The organism is Salinarimonas soli, from assembly GCF_008386575.1.
Lineage (GTDB): Bacteria > Pseudomonadota > Alphaproteobacteria > Rhizobiales > Beijerinckiaceae > Salinarimonas_A > Salinarimonas_A soli.
Genome location: NZ_VUOA01000005.1, coordinates 86,744 through 108,701, shown reverse-complemented (window position 1 = coordinate 108,701; position 21,958 = coordinate 86,744). Strand labels below are relative to the sequence as shown.

The window sequence follows — 21,958 nt, the reverse complement described above, 5'->3', positions numbered from 1 at the left end:
ATCATGGGACGAGCCAGGTCGCCTCTGGCTCGGCTCCCGTCCGCCACGCGAAGAGCGCGCGGCGGTGACCCGAGAAGGCGAGATAGAGCGTCTCAAGGCGCTCGATCCGCACGAGCACCGCGGCGAAGTTGCCCCGTCCGCCGTCCGCCCCCTCCGGCGTGGGCTGGGTGTAGGCGCCGCCCTCCGGAATCGACGCGCCGGGCGCCGGGCTCGTCGCGTAGCAGACGCGGCTGAAGGGACGCGACGACGCCCAGGCGGCGTCGGCGACGGCGTCGTCGTGATGGACCGTCGCCACACCCTCCAGACGGACCTGGAACTTCGCGGCCGCGTCGTAGACGTGCAGCGCGACCCGGGCGTCGCGGGCGAGCTCCGCCGTCTTCTCGCTGCGCCGATCCGTGTGGAAACGAAGCCTGCGGACGCCGGGGTCGAACGCCCGCAGCACGACGGTACGCAGGCGCGGACGCCCGTCGAGGCCGATCGTCGCGAGCGCCGGGGCATGGGCGGCGGACCGGCGGTCGGTGCAGCCGAGCGCGAGACAGTCGAAGGCCCTCGCCAGCGTCGCGGGCAGGTTGTCGGCGAAGGCGGCGTCCGCCTCAGGCATCGGAGCGCTCGCGCCGTTCCCGCGAGATCAGCATCAGGTTGCGGACATAGATCAGGGTGCCGAGGCTCTGGCCGAGGATGAAGACGGGGTCCTTGCGGTAGAGGGCGTAGCCGAGGAGGATCAGCCCGCCGCCGATCGACAGGAACCAGAACGACACCGGCACCACGCTGCGGCCCGCACGCTCGCTCGCGATCCACTGCACGAGGAAGCGCGCCGTGAACAAGAGCTGGCCGATAAGTCCGACCAGCACCACGACGTCGAGGTTGAGCACGAACACGGCGTGCAGGTAGCCGCCGAGCTGATGATAGAGGTCAGCGATCATGGGCCGGGGTCTCCAGGATCCGGGGCACCCGGCGGCGCCGGCGGATGAGCCACCAGACGCCGGCAAGGTCGAGGATGCCGACCCAGAGGCGGTCGAACATCCCGTAATTCGATTGGCCGGCGAGCCTCGGACGGTCCACCACGTCGACATGGGCGACCCCGTAACCCTCGCGGGTCACCAGGGCCGGCATGAAGCGGTGCAAGGCGTCGAAATAGGGCAAGCCGAGATAGACGTCGCGGCGGAACGCCTTCAGGCCGCAGCCCGTGTCGCGGGTGCCGTCCCGCAGGACGCGCCCGCGCACCCCGTTGGCGATGCGCGACTGCATGCGCTTGAAGCCGGTGTCCTTGCGCCCGAGACGCTGTCCGGCGACGAGCCCGGTCGCCTCCCCGCCCTCGTCGAGCGCCCGCACCAGAGGCGGGATGAAGGCTGGATCGTTCTGCCCGTCTCCGTCGAGGGTGACCACGACGGGAGCCCGCGCGGCGCGCACGCCCGTCCTCACCGCCGCGCTCTGGCCGCAGCTCTCGGCATGGCTCACCACGCGCAGCCATGGGCGCTCGGCCGCGAGCCGCACGATCTCGGCGCGGGTGTCGTCGGTGGAGCCGTCGTCCACGTACACCACCTCGAACGAGCCAAGGGCCGCGCAGGCGGCCTCGATCTCGGCCACCAAAGGCGCGACGTTGGGCGCCTCGTTGCGCACGGGAACCACAACGGCGAGGCGGGGGGCGGCTTCGGTCCCGAACGCGAGAGGGGTCACGGCCTCACCATATAGGCGCCGATGTCGAGGCGCCGTCCGCCATTAATGTTGAAGCCGGCGACGCGCGTCACGAGAGCGGGCCTGACCGGGAGCCCCGCCGCGGCCGCCTGGAAGGCATCCTCGAAGCGGCGCTCGACGAAGACGAGGCGGCAGGGGCCGTCGCCGAGGAACGCCGCGGCATCCTCGCCCGTGTCCAGCATGTCGAGGTCCGTCCGGGTCAGGAACACGAGGCTCGGCTCGCGGTAGCCGACCGTGGCGATCGCGGGCGCCGGGCAGTCGAGACCGCGCGACACCTCGGCGAGGCGGGGCGAGAGCTTCAGCGAGCGCAGGACCGGCTGGGTGAGCCCAAGCACCCCCGTGACGAAGAGCACCGATGCGCCCGCGCCGACGAGGGCCGTGCGCCAGACCTCGCCGCGCAGGAACGCGCGCCAGGCGAAGAGGCCGACGAGCGCCGCGGCGAGCGTGACGGCGGTCCCGGCCACGGGCAGGGTCCCGTCGAGGGTCCAGGCCGCGACGGCGAGGCCGATGGCGGCCGCGAGCGGGATGCCGGGGAGAAGGAGCGTGGAGATGCGCGCGAGCGGCCGGTGCGGGCCGACGAAGCCGCGCGCGATCGCGATGGCCGTCAGGACGGCGATCGCCGGATAGAGCGGCATCACATAGTGCGGGAGCTTCGTCGGGACGGCCTCGAAGACGATCCAGGAGGGGACCACCCAGGCGATCGTGAACGCGACCGCGTCCTCGCGCCGGTTGATCCAAGCGAAGGGAACCGCGATGGCGGCCAGGATGGCGCCGGGCCAGAATGTACCGAAGAAGACCAGGAGATAGGTGCCCGGCGGCGCCCAGTGCTGGACCTGCGCGGTCCCGACCTTGCCGACGAGATCCTGCCCAACGGAAGCCTTGAAGAAGGCGCCGCCGCTTTTGGCGAGGATCGCCACGAACCAGGGTGCCACGAGAGCCAGGGTCAGCAGGAGCCCGAATCCGGGGCGCAGGGCCAGGAGCCAGCGGGCTGAGCGCTCGCGCACAGACAGGACAACCGCCGCGAAGCCCGCGAACATCACGATCATCGGCCCCTTCACCAGGATGCCGAGCGAGATCGCGATCCAGAAGCCGAGCGCCGTGCCCGCGGGCAGGCGGGCGAGCTCACGCTGGAGATAGGCCCGGGCGAGCCCTCCCATCGCGCCGACGGAGCAGGCGGCGAGCACGGCGTCCGTCTTGGCGAGGCGCGCCTCCGCCATGAGGATGACGGAGGTGGCCATCAGGAGCGCGGAGACGAACGCGACGCGCCGTCCCGCGAAGGCCAGCGCCGCCCAATAGGTGAGGAGCACCGTGGCAAGCGCGCCCACGAGCGAGGGCAGCCGATAGACTGCGATCGTGGCCCGGGCCTCCGGCACGCCGAGACCCTCGGCGGCGGCCACCGTGGCGCTCTGGAGCCAGTAGATCCCGATCGGTTTCTTGTGCCGGGCCTCGTCCTGGAAGCGGATATCGACGAAGTCGCCCGTCTCCAGCATCTGCTTCGAGGCTTGGGCGAAGCGGGGCTCGTCGCGGTCCATGGGCTGGAGCGAGACGAAGCCGGGCAGGAAACAGGCGAGCGAGACGAGGAGCAGCACGGCGCAGGCGCGCCGGTGGCCCGTTTCGATGAAGGCGAAGAGGCGGTCGAGACCGACGGCGTGCGAGAGGCGCGCGACCGATGAGCGATCCGCCAGGGTGAGACTCGTCATCCTCGGGCTCCGGGAGGTCGCGCCGGCAACGGGCCGCCGCGCGGGATGGCCCACGGCGCAATGACGCCTGCTCGTGGACGCGGCCGGCGGCGAAACGCTCCGATCCGGCGGGGGGTCATTCCGGTATCCGGGCCGAAATGTCAAATCGGGAGAGGTCCGGACGACCGCACGAGGGCGACCGCCGGTAGCCGGGTCAGGCGATCTGCTCGCAGGGCAGCACGCGTTCGCGAAGCGGCGGCTGGCCCATTGCCGGCTCCTCGATGGCCCGATCATGGCGTGCCCGGCCCCGCGCGCCCTCGACGAAGGCGAGGAGGACGCCGTCCACGGCACGAGCCTCGAGCACGATCTCGCGGGCGATCGCAAGCCCCGTCCTCGGGCGGCGGGAGAGCACCGCGACCAGCCACTCGGCGGTGTCCCGGTCGATGCCGCCCCCGCCCGCGAGGGCGAGGTCCTTGACCGCGGTCGCGAGGTAATCGGCCCACGCCGGATCGGCCCGCGACACAGCCTGGTCGAGCCCCAGGAGCGCCTCGGCGTCCTCGCGCCCGGTGAGGCCCGCGGGCAGGATGTCGCGCTGGAGCCGGCGCACGTCCCCGAACCCGATCCGCTTGCGTGCCAATGCCTTGCCCACGAACCCGCGCAGCTTCGTGTCGCTCATGCCGATGCTCCCTCGTTGCCCACGATTGTCCTTCCCGCGCGCCGGGCGCGCGGCTCCTGGCGTGCCTCCGGCACGCCGCCGTCGTCTCCTTCTGCGGTGCTGAACGGCCGGGAAGGTGTCACGCCGACCCGTGTCCATCAACAGGTACGTTCTCCTGCGCAAACGCTGGATTCGCTGGACGGGCCAGGACTGGAATCAGGATCTTGGGAGCGCCCCCACCCGCTTCGCCGCGGGCTGGCGACCCCGCCTGGGCTCGAACCAGGGACCTACTGCTTAGAAGGCAGTTGCTCTATCCAGCTGAGCTACGGGGCCGTGAGGCGTCCCTAACATAAGCTTTTTGGCCTGTCATGGCCACGGGAACGGCCGCACCCCTGCGGATGCGGCCGCTCATGCGCCCCAAGGTGGTCCGATCAGTAGTTGCGCACGCGCGCGACGGGGCCGGTGATCACCCGGCCGGGCGCCGTCCGGTAGGAGCGGGTCACGACCCGGCGCGGCGTGACGACGTTCCGGCGCACGACGACCCGGCGGGGCTCGTAGACCTCGCGGACCACGCGGCGGGGCTGGTAATCGTCCTGCACGATCACGCGGCGTGTGCTGACGACGGGCTGGGCTGCATAGGGCGAGCCGTAGCCATAGGCTGGCGGCGCGTTGTAGCCGTAGCCGTACACGGTCTGGGGCTGGTAGCGCGGGCCCCAGCCGAAATCGTCGTCGTAGGCCGGATCGTAGCCGTAGCCGCTCCCGAAGCCGACCGAGATCCCGACCTGCGCGGAGGCGCGATCCGGGGCCGCGACGAGGGCCGTGCCGGCCACGAGGGCGGCGGCGAGACCGAGCGTAAGCGTCTTCATGGATGAACTCCCGTACGGCGGGCCTTGGGCCCGCTTCATGACAGGGAGAACGCCGCAGGAGAGCGGCGGTTCGGGAACAAACCCGGAAACTGCGCCCAAGCTCTTTGAAAGCTTGAGCTTTTCAAAACGGCCGATGCCTAGCGCTTCTCCCGGTCGAACGGGTTCTTGCTCGTGCGCAGGGACAAGCGGATCGGCACGCCGGGGAGCTCGAAGGCTTCGCGAATGCCGTTCACGAGGTATCGGGTATAGGATTTCGGCAGGGCGTCGAGCTGGTTGCCGAAGATCGCGAAGTGGGGCGGGCGGGCCTTCACCTGCGTCATGTAGCGGATCTTGATGCGCCGGCCCGACACCGCCGGCGGCGGGTTCGCCGAGAGGGCGTCGGCGAGCCAGCGGTTGATGCGTGGGGTCGAGATGCGCTTGTTCCAGACCTCGTAGGTGTCGGTGACCGCCTGCATGAGCCGGTCGATCCCCTCCCCGGCAAGCCCCGAGAGCGGCACGACGGCGGCGCCGCGCACCTGCGGGAGGAGGCGCGTCGCGTCCTCGCGCAGTTCCTTGAGAAGGCCCGGCCGGTCCGCCACGAGGTCCCATTTGTTGAGCCCGATGACGAGGGCCCGCCCCTCGGACTCGATCAGGTCGACGATGGTGAGGTCCTGCTTCTCGAACGGGATCGTCGCGTCGAGGAGCACCACGACGACTTCCGCGAAGCGCACGGCTCGCAGGGCGTCGGCGACGGAGAGCTTCTCGAGCTTGTCCTCGACCCGGGCACGCTTGCGCAGGCCCGCCGTGTCGAACAGCTTCACCCCGCGGCCGCGCCATTCCCAGTCGAGCGAGATCGAGTCGCGCGTGATGCCCGCCTCGGGGCCGGTGAGGAGGCGCTCCTCCCCCACCATCCGGTTGATCAGCGTCGACTTGCCCGCGTTCGGGCGCCCGACGATAGCGACGTGGAGGGGCTTGCCGGGCGCATCCGCCTCATCCCCATCCTCCTCGTCGTCGTCCTCGGGAAAAAACTGCGAGAGCGCGGCGAACAGCTCGCCAAGCCCCTCGCCGTGCTCGGCCGAGATCGCGACTGGATCGCCGAGGCCCAGGCCGAAAGCCTCGTAGGCACCGGACAGGCCAGCCGCCCCCTCGGCCTTGTTGGCGAGGAGGATCACGGGTTTGCCCGAGCGGCGGACGAGCTCGGCGAACGGACGGTCCGCCGGGAGGAGGCCCGTACGGGCGTCGATGACGAACAGGACGACGTCCGCGTCCTGGATCGCAGCCTCGGTCTGGGCCCGCATGCGCCCCAGCAGCGAGCCCTCGTCCGCCTCCTCCAGGCCCGCCGTGTCGATGATGCGGAAGGCGAGATGGCCGAGCCGTCCGTCGCCCTCGCGCCGGTCGCGCGTCACCCCGGGGCGGTCGTCGACCAGCGCGAGCTTCCGGCCGACCAGCCGGTTGAACAGGGTCGATTTGCCGACATTCGGTCGGCCGACGATGGCGAAGGTCGGCGTCGTCATGACAGGCGCGTGCTCCCCGGGGGCGATTCGCCGCCCACCCGATTCGGGCAACGCGCGGCGCGCGGATTCGGCGCCAGGCCCGTCCCTGCGCGCCCGCTCATTGCGTGATCTGGACCGGACCGCCCGCGGTCAGGCCCGCATAGATCTCCAGCCGGCTGCGCAGGTTCGCGGGGGTCTCGCGATCGGCGGCGATCTGGTCGAACCAGCGCCCAGCGGCGTCGAAGTCGCCGCGCCGTAGGGCGGCGAGGCCCAGCATCTCGCGTGCCGTATGGCGGAAGATGCCGCCAGGCGTCACGAGGCGCTCGAGCGCCGGGAGCGCCTGATCGGGGGCGGTGTCGAGGCGCAGCATGGCGGCACGCAGGCGCGCGAGATCCTGGAGGTTCGCCGGGACAGAGGCATTGGCCGCCAGCGCGTCGAAGGCTGTCGCGCCGTCTTGCGCGTTCTGCCGCCCCTTCTCGGCCGCGAGCCGGAACTGGGCGAGCGCCTTGTAGCCCTCCGGTCCGGATGTCGCGAGGGTTTCGAGGGCCTTCTGGGTCGCCTCGCCGTCGCCGCCTGCCGCGAGGGCCACGGCGTCCTGGTACTGCATCGCGGCCGCCTCGGCCCGGGAGCGCTCGGCATATTGCCAGTAGCGCCAACCGCCGATGCCGGCGACGAGCACGATGAGGAGCCCGACCACGAGCCCGCTGTAGCGCCGCCAGAAATTCGCGATGCGATCGCGGCGATATTCCTCGTCGACCTCGCGGAAGAACTCGTTCATGGCCTCGAAAACCGTGGCGGACGCGGGAGCCGGCGTCCTCTTCGGCGTGGCCCTATCACAGGTTCTCCCCCGTGGCGAGGGCGCGGCGGCCCCGTCAGCGCCCGGGCAGCACGTTCACGCCGATGAGCCAGGGGTGGAGCCATACCGCGAAGGCGAGATAGGCGGCCGTGCCGATCCCCACCGCCATGAGATCGTTGCGGAGGCCGCCTGCGGCGACGGCGGGCCCCAGGTGCTGGGAGGCGATGGAGCGATGCTTCACGTTGATGCGGGCCGCGACCGCCCAGGCCAGGAAGGAGCCGAAAAGCAGCATGGAGCCGAGATCGCCATTGGCGAGAAGATGAGCGAGCGCCCAGACCTTCACGCCCGCGAGCATTGGATGCTTCACCGTCGCCTTGATCCGGCCTGGCACATAGGCCGCGACGAAGAGAATGAAGGCGGCGAGCATCAGGAGGAGCGAGATGTGGCCGAACCAAAAGGGCGGGTTCCAGACGGGGATGTAGCCGCCGGCCCGATAGGCGTCGTATCCTGCGCCGACGAGCACCAGGCCGGCGAGGGAAAGAAGCGAGTACCCGCCCTTGTAGGGTCCCTCACCGAGCCGTGCGATGAGCCGTTCGCGCGGCCCGCGCGCCATGGTGAAGGCATGGGTGCCGAGGAACAGGATCAGGCCGAGAATCAGCAGCGTCATGGATGTGGTGCCCCCAGGGATGCTCTTGTTGGCATCAACCTAGCATAGGGTGGCGCCATGCGCCCGATCGACCCAAGATGACACGCTTCCTCGTCCTCGCCTGCGCGCTCGCCCTCATGACGAAGGCTGCGCTGGCCTCCCCTCCCCCGCTTGCCGCCGTGACCCTCGTCGGACCGCCCGAGACCGTATTCTCGGCCAAGCGCGACGGCTGCACGCCTGTCGACATGCCCGACGCACCCGTGCGGGCCTACCGCGACCGGGCGGGGCGGGTCGTGGTGTTCGGGCTGCATCACGAGAACCGGGCCCTGCGCGGCGAGAGCCTCGCCCGCCTCGCGATCGATTGCACGCTGGTGCTAGCATCCGGCGGGCGCGCCGATCCGGCGGCATTCGACGACATGAGCTGGATCACCGCGACCTGGACCGAGGACGGCCGGACCGTGCACGCCCTGGTCCATCACGAATACCAGGCCAACCGGCACCCCGGGCGCTGCCGGCACAAGGGCTATCTTCAGTGCTGGTACAACACGATCCTCGGCGTCACGTCGGGCAACGGCGGCGCGAGCTTCGCCCGCCCGGAGGTCCCCCGGGTCGTGGCGGGCGCGCCGTTCGGGCAGGAAGTCGAGCAGGGCCGGCACCGGGGCTTCTTCAACCCCTCCAACATCGTCTCGGACGGTCCCTGGCGCTACGTGTTCATCGCCACGACCGGCTGGACGGGCCAGCCCTCCGGCGCCTGCCTGCTGCGCACCCGGAACCCCGGCGATCCCGGCTCCTGGCGCGCCTTCAACGGGACGGACTACACGGTCCGCTACCGGGATCCCTATCGCGGCCCGGGCGCACCGCCCGGCGCCTGCAAGCCCGTCGGCCCCTTCCCGGCGCCCGTGGGCGGCGTGGTGCGCCATCGTGGGACGGGTGCCTGGATCGCGGTCTTCCAGGCGTCCCGCGACGGCGCGGACTTTCCAGAAGCGGGCTTCTACGTCACGAGCTCGGCCGACCTCCTGCGCTGGGACAAGCCGCGCCTGCTGCTCGCCGGGCGCACGCTCTATGACGATCCCTGCACCTCGGGGCCGCGCCTCATCGCTTACCCGTCGCTCCTCGACCACGAGGCGCGGTCGCGCAATTTCGAGGACGTGGGCGACGAGGCGGAGCTTTACTTCACGACGCTGCGCGTCGACGGGTGCGAGGTCACGGCGGACCGCGACCTCGTGCGCCGGCGCGTCGCGATCAAGCTCTGGGCCAGCCCGTGATGCGCTCGACGAGCTCGGCGCGGACCTCCTCGGCCCGATCGTTCGAAACCTGGCAGGTGCCCGCCGCATGGTGCCCGCCGCCGCCATAGGCGAGGCAAAGCTCGCCGACGTTCACCCGCGAGCCGCGGTCGAGAATCGACTTGCCGATGGCGAACACCGTGTTCTGCTGCTTGAGGCCCCACATGACGTGCATGGAGATGTCGCAAGCGGGGAAGAGGGCGTAGATCATGAAGCGGTTGCCCGCGTAGATCACCTCCTCGTCCCGCAGGTCGAGCACCGCCAGCGTGCCCTCGACCCGCGTGCAGCGCAGGATCTGCTCGCGGAAGAGCGCCCCCTGCTCCATGTAGAGGTCGACGCGCTCGCGCACGTCGGGCAGCGCCAGGATCTCCTCGATGGAGTGGTCGCGGCAGCGGTCGATGAGCTGCATCATGAGCTCGTAGTTGGAGATCCGGAAGTTCCGGAACCGCCCGAGGCCCGTGCGCGAGTCCATGAGGAAATTGAGGAGCGCCCAGCCCGTCGGGTTCAGGATCTCCTCGCGGGTGAACTGGGCGCTGTCGCCCTTGTCGACGGCGAGCATGAGATCCTCGCTCACCCGAGCGAAGGCGCCGCGCCCCCCATAATATTCGTACACGACCCGTGCGGCCGAGGGTGCGTTCGGGTTGATGATGTGGTTTGCCGGCGCCCGGCCGCCGGCGCGGATCACCTCGCTCGCATGGTGGTCGAAGGCGAGGTGGCAGCCTGGCACGTAGGGGAGGTTCGTCGTGATGTCGCGGCGCGAGATCGCGACCTTGCCGTCCTGCATGTCCTTGGGGTGCACGAAGGCGATGTCGTCGATGAGCCTGAGCTCCTTGAGGAGCATGCCGCAGACGAGACCGTCGAAGTCGCTGCGGGTGACGAGGCGATAGGAGGAGGCCGCCATTGTTTCTGGTCCGTCGGGATGGAACGTCGTGGCCGGCGTTGTAGCAAGCCTTCCCTAAACCCGGGTTAGCCGCACCGCGAAGGCTTGATGCATCTGCCGCCGCCTCTCCAGCGCCCTTCCTTGCCGGAGTGAACGGTTCGTTAATCGGCAGTTCAGCTTCGATAGGCCATAAGAGCCGAAACGGAACGATGTGGGAACATTCGAGTTTTCATCGGGACGGATGCGGTCCTTGAGACCGCGGCGAAAAGCAACGTAACAGCTCCAGGACCCTACCATGTCGAAGAACATCTTCAGGACGGCGTTGGTCGGCGCGGCTGCCGTCATCACGGTCACGGGCGGCATGGTCGCCACGTCTGCCCCGGCGTCGGCGCAGGGATACGTGACGGGCCCCGTCTATCGCGGTGGTTTTGCGGGTCCCCGCTACGTGGCGGCCCCGCGTTATTACGGAGGCGGCGGCTATTATGGCCACCGTCGCTACGGCTACCGCAACAACGGCGGTGCCGTCGCGGCCGGCCTCATCGGCGGTCTCGCCCTCGGCGCGCTGGCGACGAGCAGCTATAACTACAATTACGGTTATGGCTACGCGCCGGCGGGCTACGGCTATGCCCCGGCTGGGTACGGCTACGGCTACGCCCCTGCCCGCTCCTATGGCTACGGCTATGCCCCGGTCACCTACGGTTACGGCGGCTGCTTCATCGAGCGCCGGATCCGCGTCAACCGCTACGGCGAGCGCGTGATCCGCGACGTCGAGGTCTGCCGCTGAGGCGAACGACGTTCCAGGTTAGTTGCGTAGCGTCGACAAGGCCGCCGTGGGCTTCCCCACGGCGGCCTTTTCTCGTTCCTGAGCCCTATTCGGCCGCCATGGCGGGAGCTTTGAGCCGCCGGGTCCAGGCGGCGAGCGACGTGAGCAGGTCGCCGATGAACTTCTTCGTGGTCTCGTCGGTGAGGTTGCCGGCCTCGTCGAACTTCGACGGGGCCTGACCGATCATCACCTCGGGCTTGTTGATAGGATGGGCGTTCAGGAAGACGAGCATCTGACGCAGCTGGTACTGCGCCCGTGCCGTCCCGAGCAAGCCGCCGCTCGCGCCCATGATCGCCACCGGCTTGTCGTTGAAGGGCTGCTCGGGCGGGCGCGAGCCCCAGTCGATGGCGTTCTTGAGCACGCCCGGGATCGAGTAATTGTATTCCGGCGTCACGAACAGGATCGCGTCGGCGGCGGCGAGCTGCGCACGAAACCGCTCTACCGGGGCCGGATACCCGCCCGCGCGCAGGTCTTCGTTGTAGTGCGGCATGTCGCCGATCTCCGCGATCTCGATCGTCATGCCCTCGGGCGCCAGGGCCTGGGCCGCGCGCAACGCCGCGCTGTTGAGGGAGCCCCGGCGGAGGCTTCCCGAGATGCCGGCGACGCGAATGGGCGATAAGGACATGGGGGCTCCTGAAGCGTGTAGGACGGCTGCGAGCCGAACCCTACGCGCCGCCGGGCTGCCGCCGCAACCGGCCGGGCACCGGCTGCTTTCCGGATCGGTCGACGAGCGCGAGTACGGCCGGCTCAGTCCCGATCGGGCGCACCCAGCGGGAAGTAGTGGCGAAATCGACGCGCCTCGTCCACGGCCCGTGCGGAGGACGGCCGCGCCAGCAGACGCGAGCGATAGGCGAGCAGGTGCTCGTAACGCTCCGGAATGCGGTGGGTCCAGTCGGCGTAGAAGAGAGACGGCGCTGCGGCACAGTCGGCGAGCGAGAAGGTCTCGCCCGCCGCCCAGGTGCGGTCCCGCATGCGCTCGTCGAGCCAGGCGTAGCTCGTGTCCAGCATCTTGCGCGCTTCCTCGACACCGTAAGGGTCGCGATGCTCGGCCGGGCGCAGGGCGTCGTACACGAACCGGCCCTGGGGCGTCATGACATAGTTGTCGAAGAAGCGGTCGAGCATCCGGACCTCGACGGAAAGTGCCGGATCGTCCGGAACGAGCCGCACCGGCCCGGGATGATAAGCCTGGAGGTACTCGACGATGATCGACGCCTCGATCACGACCCTGCCGTTCTCGCGCAGCACGGGGAAGCGCCTCATCGGCCACAACGAGGCGAGCTCATCGGCGACGCCGCCCTCTTCCAGCATGCGGTAGCTGAACGGAATGCGGTTCTCGTAGAAGGCGATGAGCGCCTTCTGGCAATAGGACGAGAACGGGTGGGCGAAGAGCTCGATGGTCATGAAAAGGCCTTCGGTCGAGGGCCATCGACGATCCCGCTCAGGCTGCCGCTGTCCCGAGCGGTTCCGTGCTCGCGCGCCTGCGCCGCCTCGGCGCCGCCACCCACTGAGGAGCCCGGGTCGGTCCCGTCTCTCCGGCCGTCCCTAAACCGCTCTCCGCCACTCGCATGGTGGTCCATTCTGCACCTGAGGATCTCGACTTCCGCGCCCCGGGTACCCGTCTGGTCGATCACGCCGCCGTCTCCCGCCTGCCCTGCTTGATGTCGTTCCTCGCACCGGGCCGGGCCCAGTCGCTGTTCGCAAGACGCCGCAGGCCGTCCGCGGCGCTCGTGCCCATCGCCTCGGTCAGGCTCCCCTGCACCTCTCCCCAGCTCGCCAGAGCTGCGGCAAGCGTTTCGCGGCCCCACGCGGTGATCGTCACCACCCGCACCCTGGCGTCGTCCTCGTGCTGCCGCACCTCAACGAGGCCCTTCTCCTCGATGAGCGCCACGTTTCGCGTCATCGTCGTGCGGTCAGCGACGATGAACTCGGCGAGTTCACCGATCGTCTGCCCACCTTTCAGCGACAGCGTCGCGAGCAGCGTGAACTGGGTCGCGCGCAGGCCATGGGCGCGCAGCTCGCGGTCGAACGCACGGGTGATCGCCCGCGACGCCCGCCGCGAGGCGAGACAAAGGCATTGCGCCGTGTCGATCAGATCAGGGCTTGTGCTCACGAGATGGATGTATCTACACCTATGAGGCCGGTCAAGGCAGCGTCGCCGCGGGCGGCGGATAGGGAGCAACGTCATGACCATCACGATCTCTGCCTTTGCCTGGGTGCCCGACTTCGCGAAGGGCCAGGTGCGCGACCTGCGCGTCCGGTGGGCTCTCGAGGAGGCGGGCCTGCCCTACCGCGCCCGCCTCCTCGAGCAGGGCGACCAGAACGATCCTGAATATCGCGCGCTCCAGCCGTTCGGGCAGGTGCCGATCTTCGAGGAGGACGGCTTCGTCCTGTTCGAGACGGGCGCGATCGTGCTCCACATCGGCGAGCGCTCCGAGGTGCTGCTGCCCCCCGACCCCAAGGGGCGGGCCCGTGCGACGCAGTGGGTGGTCGCCGCGCTCAACTCGATCGAGCCGTTCGCCCTGCAGGTCGCTCTCATCGACATCTTCTACAAGGACGAGGAATGGGCGAAGCTCCGGCGTCCGGGCGCTGCCGACTTCCTGCGCCGGCGCCTCAACGGCCTCTCCGCCGCGCTCGGGGACAAGCCGTACCTCGACGGCGACCGCTTCACGGCGGGCGACCTCATCATGACCACGGTCCTGCGCATCCTCGACTACACGCCCATGCTCGCCGAGCACGGCAACCTCACGGCCTACAAGGCGCGCTGCGAATCCCGTCCGGCCTACGGGCGGGCGCTCGCCGCCCAGCTCGCCGATTTCGGCAAGCGCGACGCCGCCTGACGCCCGCACCACCGCGCCGGCTTTCCGGATCCGGCGCGGCTGCGCTTCGTTCATCGAACACCTCGGGGATCTTGGAATGGCAAAGCTGGTCTTCGGCATGAACCAGTCGCTCGACGGCTACGTCGACCACACGGAGTTCGCGCCAGGCCCGATCCTGTTCCGCCACTGGATCGAGCATGTGCGCGGGTTGGCCGGCAGCCTGTACGGCCGGCGCATCTACGAGATCATGCGCTACTGGGACGACGATCACCCGGGATGGGGCGCAGCGGAACGCGAGTTCGCGGAGGCGTGGCGGAACCAGCCGAAGTGGGTGGTGTCGCGGTCGCTCCAATGGGTCGGCCCCAACGCAACCCTCGTCGGCGGGGACGTCGAGACGGCGGTCCGTCAGCTGAAGGAGGGGCGCGGCGGGGAGATCGACGTCGCGGGTCCGGAGCTCGCGCACAGCCTAACCGCTCTCGGCCTCATCGACGAGTACCGCCCCTACATCCACCCGGTCGTTCTCGGTGGGGGCAAACCCTTCTTCGCCGGCCCTCGCCCACGGCTCCGCCTCGTGGCGACGGACCTGATGGACGAGAGCGTGGTGAGGCTGACCTACGTTCCGGCGTGAGGGCTGTTCACGGGACGAGCGATCTTTCCACGGCTCAAGCCCCGGCGGGAATGGCCCGCCTCTGCGGCACGGGCGCCGCTTCTACGACGCCCTCACTCCCACTCGATCGTCCCCGGCGGCTTCGAGGTCACGTCGTAGGTCACGCGGTTGATCCCCTTCACCTCGTTGATGATCCGGGTCGCGACCCGGGCGAGAAACTTCATGTCGAAGGGGTAGAAGTCGGCGGTCATGCCGTCGACGGAGGTGACGGCGCGCAAGGCGCAGACGTGCTCGTAGGTGCGGCCGTCGCCCATGACGCCCACGGTGCGCACGGGCAGCAGGACCGCGAAGGCCTGCCAGATGTCGTCGTAGAGGCCGGCGCGGCGGATCTCCTCAAGGTAGATCGCGTCGGCCTTGCGCAGGATGTCGAGCTTCTCCGGGGTGATCTCGCCGGGGCAGCGGATGGCGAGACCTGGTCCCGGGAAGGGATGGCGTCCGACGAAGGCCTCGGGCAGGCCGAGCTCGCGACCGAGCGCCCGCACCTCGTCCTTGAAGAGCTCGCGCAGGGGCTCCACGAGCCGCATGTTCATGCGCTCAGGGAGACCGCCGACGTTATGGTGGCTCTTGATGGTGACGGAGGGGCCGCCCGTGAAGGACACGCTCTCGATCACGTCCGGGTAGAGCGTGCCCTGGGCCAGGAAATCGGCGCCGCCCACCTTGCGGGCCTCCTCCTCGAACACGTCGATGAAGAGCTTGCCGATCGTCTTGCGCTTGACCTCCGGGTCCGTGACGCCGGCCAGCGCCCCCAGAAAGGTCTCCTCGGCCCGCACGTGGACGAGGGGGATGTTGTAGGCGTGGCGGAACAGGCTCACGACCTCCTCCGCCTCGCCGGCCCGCATCAGGCCGTGGTCGACGAAGACGCAGGTGAGCTGCGAGCCGATCGCCTCGTGCAGCAGCACGGCGGCGACCGCCGAGTCCACGCCGCCCGACAGGCCGCAGATCACACGGCCGGTGCCGACCTGGGCGCGGATGCGCTCGACCGCCTCCTCGCGAAAAGCCTTCATGCTCCAGTCGCCGGTGCAGCCGGCGATGTTGCGCACGAAGTTGCGGATGAGGAGCGCGCCGTGGGGGGTGTGGACCACCTCGGGGTGGAACTGGACGCCGTAATAGCGCCGCGCCTCGTTCGCCACGACGGCGAAGGGTGCATTCTCCGAGACGCCGACGGCGTGGAAGCCGTCGGGGAGCTTCGTCACCCGGTCGCCGTGGCTCATCCACACGGGGTACTTCTCGCCGACCCGCCAGACGCCCTCGAACAGCTTCGAATCCTGGATGACCTCGACCTCGGCGCGGCCGAACTCCCGGTGGTGCCCGCCCTCGACCTCGCCGCCGAGCTGCTTGGCCATGGTCTGCTCGCCGTAGCAGATCCCGAAGACCGGCACGTCCTCCTGGAAGATCATCTGCGGCGCGTCGGGCGCGAACGCCTCCGTCACCGAGGCGGGCCCGCCCGAGAGGATGACGCCCTTCGGCTTCATCTCGCGAAACGCCTTCTCAGCCGACTGATAGGGTACGATCTCGGAATAGACCCCCTCCTCCCGCACGCGCCGCGCGATGAGCTGCGTCACCTGGGAGCCGAAATCGACGATGAGGATCTTGTCGTGGGACTGGGTCATGGGCGGGAGATAAGCCAAGCCGCGGGCCGGTGCAACGAGTCTCCCCTCCCCCTTGTGGGGAGGGGTCGGGGGTGGGGGTCGGGACGCCATCCGCCGTCGGTGCAAAACCCGGCTGTACGCGCGTGCGTTCTCCCCTTCTCCCCACCAGATCCGACTTTTCGACCCCCACCCCTAGCCCCTCCCCACAAGGGGGAGGGGGAGCGGTCAGCTCATCTCCACGTGCACCACGCCCGGCACGGCGCGCAGCGCGCCGGCGAGCTGCGGGCTTGCGAGGTACCGGCCCGGAAGCCTCACCTCGACCTCCTTGTCGCCGCTGTCGAGGATGAGGACGAGGGAGATCTCCCCCTCCCCGCGCTCGCGCAGGCGCTCCTGCACGCTGACGATGGGCCGCTCGTCGCGCAGGAAAATCCGCATGCCCTTCTGGTGCTTGGCGACCGCCTCGTCGATGGGCTCGACGGACTGGATGCGCGCGCGCACCTCCTCACCCTCGACGCCGGCCTGCACCACGAGCACCACGGCGCGCCCGGGCTCCAGCACGTCGCGGAAGCGCTGGAGGCCCTCCGAGAAGATGATCGCCTCGAAGTGCCCGGACTGATCGGACAGGGCCAGGATACCCATTTTGTTGCCCGTCTTCGTCCGCCGCTCCTGGCGGTCGAGGACGGTGGCAGCGACGCGGCCGGTGGAGGCCCCGCCCTTCACGGCCTTGGCGAAGTCGCTCCAGCGCTGCACCCGCAGCCGGTCGAGAAGCTTGCCGTACTCGTCGAGCGGATGGCCAGTGAGGAAGAAGCCCACCGCGTCGTATTCCCGCTGCAGCCGCACCGCCGCGGGCCAGGGCTCGTGGGGCGGGATGCGAAGCGAAACGTCCGCGGAGGCGACGCCGCCGAACATGTCGATCATCCCGCCGCTCGACGCCTCGGCCGCCTGCTGGGCGAGCGAGAGCATGGCATCGATGGCCGCGACCGCCCGGGAGCGGTCCGGCTCGATCTCGTCGAAGGCGCCGGCGGCGATGAGGTTCTCCAGGATGCGCTTGTTCACGGTCTTGGGCGGCAGGCGGCGGGCGAAGTCGGCCAGATCCTTGAACGGTTTGTCCCCGCGCGCCCCGACGATCGCCTCGATGGCCTGCCGGCCCACGCCCTTCACGGCCGCGAGCGCATAACGGATCGCGCCCTCGTGCACATCGAACACCACGCCCGACCGGTTGATCGACGGGGGTTCGACGGTGATGCCCAGGCGCTGGGCCTCGCGGCGGAATTCCGAGAGCTTGTCCGTGTTGTCGATGTCGAGCGTCATCAACGCGGCCAGGAACTCGACCGGGTAGTTCGCCTTCATGTAGGCGGTCTGGTACGAGACCAGCGCGTAGGCCGCCGCGTGCGACTTGTTGAAGCCGTAATCGGCGAACTTTGCGAGCAGGTCGAAGATCTCGTCGGCGAGCGCCTTGGTGAGGCCGTTGGCGATCGAGCCCTTCACGAAACGGTCGCGCTGGGCGTCCATCTCGGCCTTGATCTTCTTGCCCATGGCGCGGCGGAGCAGGTCGGCGTCGCCGAGCGAATAGCCGGCGAGCTCCTGCGCCGCCTGCATCACCTGCTCCTGGTAGACGATGATGCCGAAGGTCTCGCGCAGGATCGGCTCGAGCTTCGGGTGCAGGTACCAGGACGCCTTGTTGACCTCGTCCTTGCCGAGCTTGCGCGCGCAATAGACGGGGATGTTGGCCATCGGGCCCGGGCGGTAGAGCGCCACGAGCGCGACGATGTCCTCGAAGCGGTCCGCCTCCATCTCGACGAGGGCCTTGCGCATGCCCGCGGATTCCACCTGGAAGATGCCCACCGTCTCGCCCCGGCAAAGCACCTCGTAGGTCTTCTTGTCGTCGATGGGCAGGCTCGACAGATCGACCTCGATCCCGCGCAGCTTCAACAGGTCGGTTGCCGTGCGCAGCACGGTGAGCGTCTTCAGGCCGAGGAAGTCGAACTTCACGAGGCCCGCCTGCTCGACCCATTTCATGTTGAACTGGGTCACCCGCATGCCCGTCTTCGGGTCGCGGTAGAGCGGCACGAGCTCCTCCAGCGGGCGGTCGCCGATCACCACGCCCGCGGCGTGGGTGGAGGCGTGCCGGTGGAGGCCTTCCAGCTTCTTGGCGATACCCATGAGGCGCTGGACCACGGGCTCCTCGGCGATCGCCGCCTGGAGGCGCGGCTCGCCCTCGATGGCCTGGGCCAACGTCACGGGGTTCGCCGGGTTCTGCGGCACGAGCTTCGTGAGCTTGTCGACCTGGCCGTAGGGCATCTCCAGCACGCGGCCGACGTCGCGCAACACGCCGCGGGCGAGCAGCGTGCCGAAGGTGATGATCTGCGCCACCTGCCGCTCGCCGTAGCGCTGCTGTACGTACTCGATCACCCGCTCGCGGCCCTCGACGCAGAAATCGATGTCGAAGTCCGGCATCGAGACGCGTTCGGGGTTGAGGAAGCGCTCGAAGAGAAGAGCGAAGCGCAGCGGGTCAAGGTCGGTGATGGTGAGCGACCAGGCGACGAGGGAGCCCGCGCCCGAGCCGCGGCCCGGCCCGACGGGGATATCGTGCGCCTTGGCCCACTTGATGAAGTCGGCCACGATGAGGAAGTAGCCCGGGAACTTCATCCGGGTGATGATCGAGACCTCGTAGGCCAGCCGGTCGCGGTAGTCCTGTTCGGAGAGGCCGGGCGCCGTGCCGTGGGCCTTGAGGCGCGCCTCCAGACCCTCCTCGGCCTGGCGGCGCAGCTCCTCGGCCTCGTCGAGCTGCACGGCCGGGTCGGTGCCGAAGCTCGGCAGGATCGGCTTGCGGGTCGCGACGCGGTAGGAGCACCGCATGGCGATCTCGACGGAGTTCGACAGCGCGTCGGGCAGGTCCTTGAACAGCTCCCCCATCTCGGCGCGGGTCTTGAAGCCGTGCGCGGGCGAGAGGCGGCGGCGGTTCTCGTTCGAGACGAGGGCGCCCTCCGCGATGGCAAGCAGCGCGTCGTGGGCCTCGAAGTCGTCGGGCTTGGCGAAGAACGGCTCGTTAGTCGCGACGAGCGGCACGCCCTCGGCGTCGGCGAGAGCCACGAGATCCGCCTCCACCGCCCGCTCGTCGGGCAGGCCGTGGCGCTGGATCTCCATGTAGAGGCGGTCGCCGAAGGCCGCTTTCAGCTTCGCGAAGCGCGCCTCGGCGAGATCGCGGCGCGCGAGGCGGAAGGCGCCGTCGACCGGACCGTTCGGGCCGCCCGTGAGCGCGATGAGCCCGGCCGCACCCTCGGCCACGGCGGCCATGCGCACCCGCGGCGGAGCCCCGAGCTCCACGTCGAAGTACGCTCGGCTCGCGAGGATCGCGAGGTTGCGGTAGCCTTCCGCGTTCTGGGCCAGGAGCACGATCGAGGGCGGCGGGGGCGGCAGCCGGACGGAGGGATCAGGATCCTCGAACTCCACCGAGAGCTGGAGCCCGGCGATGGGCTGGATGCCCATCCCAGCAAGCTTCTCGGAGAATTCCAGGGCGCCGAAGAGGTTGTTCGTGTCGGTGAGGGCGAGGGCCGGCTGCTTGTCCCCGGCCGCGAGCTTGGCGAGGTCGCCGATCTTCAGGGCGCCCTCGAGCAGCGAATAGGAGGAGTGCGCGTGCAGGTGCACGAAGCCGATATCCCGCAACACACGCGTCATCCGTTGGCGTCCTCCATGACGTGGCATTGTCGCGATTCAGGAGGGCGGGAGTCGAGTCCGCGGGCCGGATCGGGTGTGGATTAAGGCTGCCTGTGGCGCGGCCTCCTCGCCTCACGCTCCGACGCCGAACCCGGCGGCCCAAAGAGCCACCATGGCGACGAACACGATGAGAGAGGCGAGTTCCGCGGCGGTTTCGGCGATGAGGCGCAGCATGTCCAGCTCCGATGTATTGCTTATGTCGCCACTTTGTTCTCTTCCTGTTCCAAGGTAAAGCTTCGGGCGTGTGTGGAATGCGGGGATCGTTAACGAGAGGTTGACGCCCCCTCGCCCGCCGGCACCAGGCGCGACCGGGCGCGGGTCAAGATCTGGGACGCGTTCGCGCGGCTGGCGAGCGGCGGCAGCGGCAGTGGCGCTGGTCTTGCGCGCCTCGGCTCTCAGGCCATGTCGACGACGAGACCGTCGCGGATGGTGATCCGCCGGTCCATGCGCGCCGCGAGCTCGAGATTGTGGGTCGCGATGAGGGCGGCAAGCCCTGAGGCGCGCACGAGCGCTACGAGGATCGCGAAGACGTGGCCCGCCGTCTGCGGGTCGAGGTTGCCCGTGGGCTCATCGGCGAGCAGGACCCGCGGCGCGTTCGCGACCGCGCGGGCGAGCGCAACCCGCTGCTGCTCGCCGCCCGACAGCTCGGCCGGTCGGTGATCGACGCGGGCCTGGAGGCCGAGAAACCCCAGGAGCTCCCGCCCCCGCTCCTCCGCCTCGCGCCGGCCGAGCCCCCGGATCATCTGCGGCATCACGACGTTCTCGAGCGCCGAGAACTCCGGCAGCAGGTGGTGGAACTGATAGACGAAGCCGATCTCCTCGCGACGCAGCCGGGTGCGGCCGGGATCGTCGAGATCCGCCGTCGGCTCCCCCGCGATGTAGACCTCGCCGCCGTCGGGCTTCTCCAGGAGGCCCGCCACGTGGAGCAGGGTCGACTTGCCCGTGCCGGACGGCGCCACGAGGGCGACGATCTCGCCCGGCCAGAGCGCGACGCTGGCGCCCCGCAGGATGTCGAGGAAGCCCTCCCCCTGCGGGTAGCGCCGCTCGACGCGGGATAGGAACAAGGCGGGTTGCTGCGCCATGGTCAGCCGTAGCGCAGGGCCTGGACCGGATCGAGCCGGGCCGCGCGCCAGGACGGGTAGACGGTGGCGAGCAGCGACAGCGTCATCGCCATGAGCAGCACGGTGAGCACCTCGCGCACGCTCACCTCGGCGGGGATCTGCGTGAGGAAGCGCACCGTCGGGTCCCAGAGGTTCGAGCCGGTAAGGCGCGACAGGCCGTTCTGGAGCGACTGGATGTTGAGGGTGATGAGGAGCCCTAGGGCGAACCCCGCCACCGTGCCGACGATGCCGATCGACGCGCCCGTGATGAGGAACACCCGCATGATCGCCCCGCGGGTCGCCCCCATGGTGCGCAGGATGGCGATGTCGCTCGACTTGTCCTTCACGAGCATGATCAGCCCGGAGATGATGTTGAGCGCCGCCACGAGCACGATGAGGGTCAGGATGATGAACATCACGTTCCGCTCGACCTCCAGGGCGGCGAAGAACGTGCGGTTGCGCTGGCGCCAGTCGGTCACGAGGATCGGTCGCTCGGCCGCGAGCTCAATGGCCTGGCGCGCCTCGTCGACACGGTCCGCGTTGGCGAGGAACACCTCGATGACGTTCACGTCGCCTTCGCGGTTGAAATAGGCCTGGGCCTCGGTGAGCGGCATATAGACGAAGGCCGAGTCGAACTCGGACATACCGATCTCGAACACCGCCGTCACGGGGTAGTTCTTGACCCGGGGCGCGGTCCCGAAGGGCGTCGTGGCGCCGCGCGGGGTCACCAGCGTGATCGTGTCCCCGGCGCCGAGAGCGAGCTGCTCGGCGAGCCGGCGGCCGATCGCGACGCCGCCGCTCTCGTCGAAGTCCTGGAGCGTGCCCTGCCGGATGTTGTTGGCGATCGAGCCGATCTTCAGCATGTCGGAGCCGCGCACACCCCTGACCAGCACGCCGCCGCCGTTGGCCTGCGACGAGGCAAAGGCCTGCCCCTCGACCATGGGAACCGCCCTGACCACGCCGACGATCTTCGACAGGCGCTCGGCGAGGTCGGCGTAGTCGGTGAGCGGGCGCTCGATCGGCGCGACGAAGATGTGGCCGTTGATCCCAACGATCTTATCGAGCAGCTCCTTGCGAAAGCCGTTCATCACCGAGAGCACGATGATGAGCGTCGCGACGCCCAGCATGATGCCGATGAACGAGAAGCCGGCGATGACCGAGACGAAGCCCTCCCGCCGGCGCGTCCGCAGATAGCGTCCGGCGAGGATCCACTCGAACGGGGAGAACGGCCTGGTCGGGTCGCGCGTCTGTGCGCGGCTGGGATCGTCGGACAT

21 protein-coding genes and 1 tRNA gene are annotated in these 21,958 nt (G+C 69.5%); 4 read left to right on the top strand and 18 right to left on the bottom strand.

The genetic code is table 11. The annotated features are described in order from the left end of the window. Position 1: 1 nt before the first annotated feature. From F0L46_RS01835 to F0L46_RS01790, 10 genes are all read right to left on the bottom strand, one after another. Positions 2-601 (bottom strand): pyridoxamine 5'-phosphate oxidase family protein, encoded by a 600-nt coding sequence (locus F0L46_RS01835; protein ID WP_149815325.1) that lies wholly within the window; start codon positions 599-601, stop codon positions 2-4. Next, positions 594-923: a lipid-A-disaccharide synthase N-terminal domain-containing protein gene (locus F0L46_RS01830; RefSeq protein WP_149815324.1), complete on the bottom strand. Its 330-nt coding sequence runs from the start codon at positions 921-923 to the stop codon at positions 594-596. The genes F0L46_RS01835 and F0L46_RS01830 overlap by 8 nt, the downstream gene beginning before the upstream one ends. Next, on the bottom strand, positions 913-1,677 hold the full coding sequence (locus F0L46_RS01825) for a glycosyltransferase family 2 protein (RefSeq protein ID WP_149815323.1): 765 nt from the start codon (positions 1,675-1,677) through the stop codon (positions 913-915). The genes F0L46_RS01830 and F0L46_RS01825 overlap by 11 nt, the downstream gene beginning before the upstream one ends. Next, positions 1,674-3,395, bottom strand: coding sequence for an ArnT family glycosyltransferase (locus tag F0L46_RS01820; protein ID WP_149815322.1), 1,722 nt, complete (start codon positions 3,393-3,395; stop codon positions 1,674-1,676). The genes F0L46_RS01825 and F0L46_RS01820 overlap by 4 nt, the downstream gene beginning before the upstream one ends. Before the next feature lie 193 nt (positions 3,396-3,588). Next, on the bottom strand, positions 3,589-4,050 hold the full coding sequence (locus F0L46_RS01815; RefSeq protein ID WP_149815321.1) for a hypothetical protein: 462 nt from the start codon (positions 4,048-4,050) through the stop codon (positions 3,589-3,591). Positions 4,051-4,285: 235 nt separating this feature from the next. After that, positions 4,286-4,362, bottom strand: a tRNA-Arg gene (locus F0L46_RS01810). 98 nt (positions 4,363-4,460) lie between these two features. Continuing rightward, positions 4,461-4,895 carry a hypothetical protein gene (locus F0L46_RS01805; RefSeq protein ID WP_149815320.1) on the bottom strand — a complete coding sequence of 145 codons (435 nt, stop codon included), beginning with the start codon at positions 4,893-4,895 and terminating at the stop codon, positions 4,461-4,463. A gap of 137 nt (positions 4,896-5,032) precedes the next feature. Further along, positions 5,033-6,388: a ribosome biogenesis GTPase Der gene (der, locus tag F0L46_RS01800; RefSeq protein WP_149815319.1), complete on the bottom strand. Its 1,356-nt coding sequence runs from the start codon at positions 6,386-6,388 to the stop codon at positions 5,033-5,035. A gap of 97 nt (positions 6,389-6,485) precedes the next feature. Continuing rightward, the gene (locus F0L46_RS01795) at positions 6,486-7,145 is read right to left on the bottom strand and encodes a tetratricopeptide repeat protein (protein ID WP_149815318.1); all 660 of its coding nucleotides are present in this window, start codon (positions 7,143-7,145) and stop codon (positions 6,486-6,488) included. A gap of 94 nt (positions 7,146-7,239) precedes the next feature. Further along, the gene (locus F0L46_RS01790; protein ID WP_149815317.1) at positions 7,240-7,830 is read right to left on the bottom strand and encodes an NnrU family protein; all 591 of its coding nucleotides are present in this window, start codon (positions 7,828-7,830) and stop codon (positions 7,240-7,242) included. A 77-nt stretch (positions 7,831-7,907) separates the two neighbouring features. Here F0L46_RS01790 and F0L46_RS01785 point away from each other — a divergent pair, with 77 nt between their 5' ends. Continuing rightward, complete coding sequence (locus tag F0L46_RS01785) at positions 7,908-9,074, top strand: hypothetical protein (RefSeq protein WP_149815316.1); 1,167 nt, start codon at positions 7,908-7,910, stop codon at positions 9,072-9,074. Here F0L46_RS01785 and F0L46_RS01780 read toward each other — a convergent pair. Beyond that, positions 9,052-9,993: an exopolyphosphatase gene (locus F0L46_RS01780; protein WP_149815315.1), complete on the bottom strand. Its 942-nt coding sequence runs from the start codon at positions 9,991-9,993 to the stop codon at positions 9,052-9,054. The two genes, F0L46_RS01785 and F0L46_RS01780, sit on opposite strands and share 23 nt — an antisense overlap. A 274-nt stretch (positions 9,994-10,267) precedes the next feature. On the opposite strand from F0L46_RS01780, the gene F0L46_RS01775 reads away from it, so the two are divergent. Beyond that, entirely contained in the window at positions 10,268-10,756 is a 489-nt protein-coding gene (locus F0L46_RS01775) for a hypothetical protein (RefSeq protein WP_240539808.1), read from the top strand. 85 nt (positions 10,757-10,841) lie between these two features. Here the strand turns inward: F0L46_RS01775 and F0L46_RS01770 are convergent, their stop codons facing one another. The 3 genes from F0L46_RS01770 to F0L46_RS01760 all read right to left on the bottom strand — a co-directional run bounded on the left by F0L46_RS01770 (position 10,842) and on the right by F0L46_RS01760 (position 12,905). After that, entirely contained in the window at positions 10,842-11,420 is a 579-nt protein-coding gene (locus F0L46_RS01770) for an NADPH-dependent FMN reductase (protein ID WP_149815314.1), read from the bottom strand. 122 nt (positions 11,421-11,542) lie between these two features. Continuing rightward, positions 11,543-12,196 carry a glutathione S-transferase family protein gene (locus F0L46_RS01765; protein ID WP_149815313.1) on the bottom strand — a complete coding sequence of 218 codons (654 nt, stop codon included), beginning with the start codon at positions 12,194-12,196 and terminating at the stop codon, positions 11,543-11,545. Positions 12,197-12,422: 226 nt separating this feature from the next. Beyond that, complete coding sequence (locus tag F0L46_RS01760; protein WP_188311813.1) at positions 12,423-12,905, bottom strand: MarR family winged helix-turn-helix transcriptional regulator; 483 nt, start codon at positions 12,903-12,905, stop codon at positions 12,423-12,425. A gap of 73 nt (positions 12,906-12,978) precedes the next feature. Here F0L46_RS01760 and F0L46_RS01755 point away from each other — a divergent pair, with 73 nt between their 5' ends. Both F0L46_RS01755 and F0L46_RS01750 read left to right on the top strand, forming a co-directional pair. After that, positions 12,979-13,632 (top strand): glutathione S-transferase family protein, encoded by a 654-nt coding sequence (locus tag F0L46_RS01755; protein WP_149815311.1) that lies wholly within the window; start codon positions 12,979-12,981, stop codon positions 13,630-13,632. Between the two features lie 76 nt (positions 13,633-13,708). Then, the gene (locus F0L46_RS01750; RefSeq protein WP_149815310.1) at positions 13,709-14,239 is read left to right on the top strand and encodes a dihydrofolate reductase family protein; all 531 of its coding nucleotides are present in this window, start codon (positions 13,709-13,711) and stop codon (positions 14,237-14,239) included. 92 nt (positions 14,240-14,331) lie between these two features. On the opposite strand, the gene guaA is transcribed toward F0L46_RS01750, so the two are convergent. The 4 genes from guaA to F0L46_RS01730 all read right to left on the bottom strand — a co-directional run bounded on the left by guaA (position 14,332) and on the right by F0L46_RS01730 (position 21,958). Next, entirely contained in the window at positions 14,332-15,888 is a 1,557-nt protein-coding gene (gene guaA / locus F0L46_RS01745) for a glutamine-hydrolyzing GMP synthase (protein ID WP_149815309.1), read from the bottom strand. 204 nt (positions 15,889-16,092) lie between these two features. Continuing rightward, positions 16,093-19,545: a DNA polymerase III subunit alpha gene (gene dnaE, locus F0L46_RS01740; RefSeq protein WP_149815308.1), complete on the bottom strand. Its 3,453-nt coding sequence runs from the start codon at positions 19,543-19,545 to the stop codon at positions 16,093-16,095. Positions 19,546-19,979: 434 nt separating this feature from the next. Further along, the gene (locus tag F0L46_RS01735; RefSeq protein ID WP_149815307.1) at positions 19,980-20,666 is read right to left on the bottom strand and encodes an ABC transporter ATP-binding protein; all 687 of its coding nucleotides are present in this window, start codon (positions 20,664-20,666) and stop codon (positions 19,980-19,982) included. Positions 20,667-20,668: 2 nt separating this feature from the next. Next, complete coding sequence (locus F0L46_RS01730) at positions 20,669-21,958, bottom strand: lipoprotein-releasing ABC transporter permease subunit (RefSeq protein ID WP_149815306.1); 1,290 nt, start codon at positions 21,956-21,958, stop codon at positions 20,669-20,671.

Coding starts and splice junctions, on each gene's coding strand:
- F0L46_RS01835 (WP_149815325.1), bottom strand. CDS start 601: ATGCCTGAGGCGGACGCCGCCTTCGCCGACAACCTGCCCGCGACGCTG.
- F0L46_RS01830 (WP_149815324.1), bottom strand. CDS start 923: ATGATCGCTGACCTCTATCATCAGCTCGGCGGCTACCTGCACGCCGTG.
- F0L46_RS01820 (WP_149815322.1), bottom strand. CDS start 3,395: ATGACGAGTCTCACCCTGGCGGATCGCTCATCGGTCGCGCGCCTCTCG.
- F0L46_RS01815 (WP_149815321.1), bottom strand. CDS start 4,050: ATGAGCGACACGAAGCTGCGCGGGTTCGTGGGCAAGGCATTGGCACGC.
- F0L46_RS01805 (WP_149815320.1), bottom strand. CDS start 4,895: ATGAAGACGCTTACGCTCGGTCTCGCCGCCGCCCTCGTGGCCGGCACG.
- der (WP_149815319.1), bottom strand. CDS start 6,388: ATGACGACGCCGACCTTCGCCATCGTCGGCCGACCGAATGTCGGCAAA.
- F0L46_RS01795 (WP_149815318.1), bottom strand. CDS start 7,145: ATGAACGAGTTCTTCCGCGAGGTCGACGAGGAATATCGCCGCGATCGC.
- F0L46_RS01790 (WP_149815317.1), bottom strand. CDS start 7,830: ATGACGCTGCTGATTCTCGGCCTGATCCTGTTCCTCGGCACCCATGCC.
- F0L46_RS01785 (WP_149815316.1), top strand. CDS start 7,908: ATGACACGCTTCCTCGTCCTCGCCTGCGCGCTCGCCCTCATGACGAAG.
- F0L46_RS01780 (WP_149815315.1), bottom strand. CDS start 9,993: ATGGCGGCCTCCTCCTATCGCCTCGTCACCCGCAGCGACTTCGACGGT.
- F0L46_RS01775 (WP_240539808.1), top strand. CDS start 10,268: ATGTCGAAGAACATCTTCAGGACGGCGTTGGTCGGCGCGGCTGCCGTC.
- F0L46_RS01770 (WP_149815314.1), bottom strand. CDS start 11,420: ATGTCCTTATCGCCCATTCGCGTCGCCGGCATCTCGGGAAGCCTCCGC.
- F0L46_RS01765 (WP_149815313.1), bottom strand. CDS start 12,196: ATGACCATCGAGCTCTTCGCCCACCCGTTCTCGTCCTATTGCCAGAAG.
- F0L46_RS01755 (WP_149815311.1), top strand. CDS start 12,979: ATGACCATCACGATCTCTGCCTTTGCCTGGGTGCCCGACTTCGCGAAG.
- F0L46_RS01750 (WP_149815310.1), top strand. CDS start 13,709: ATGGCAAAGCTGGTCTTCGGCATGAACCAGTCGCTCGACGGCTACGTC.
- guaA (WP_149815309.1), bottom strand. CDS start 15,888: ATGACCCAGTCCCACGACAAGATCCTCATCGTCGATTTCGGCTCCCAG.
- dnaE (WP_149815308.1), bottom strand. CDS start 19,545: ATGACGCGTGTGTTGCGGGATATCGGCTTCGTGCACCTGCACGCGCAC.
- F0L46_RS01735 (WP_149815307.1), bottom strand. CDS start 20,666: ATGGCGCAGCAACCCGCCTTGTTCCTATCCCGCGTCGAGCGGCGCTAC.
- F0L46_RS01730 (WP_149815306.1), bottom strand. CDS start 21,958: ATGTCCGACGATCCCAGCCGCGCACAGACGCGCGACCCGACCAGGCCG.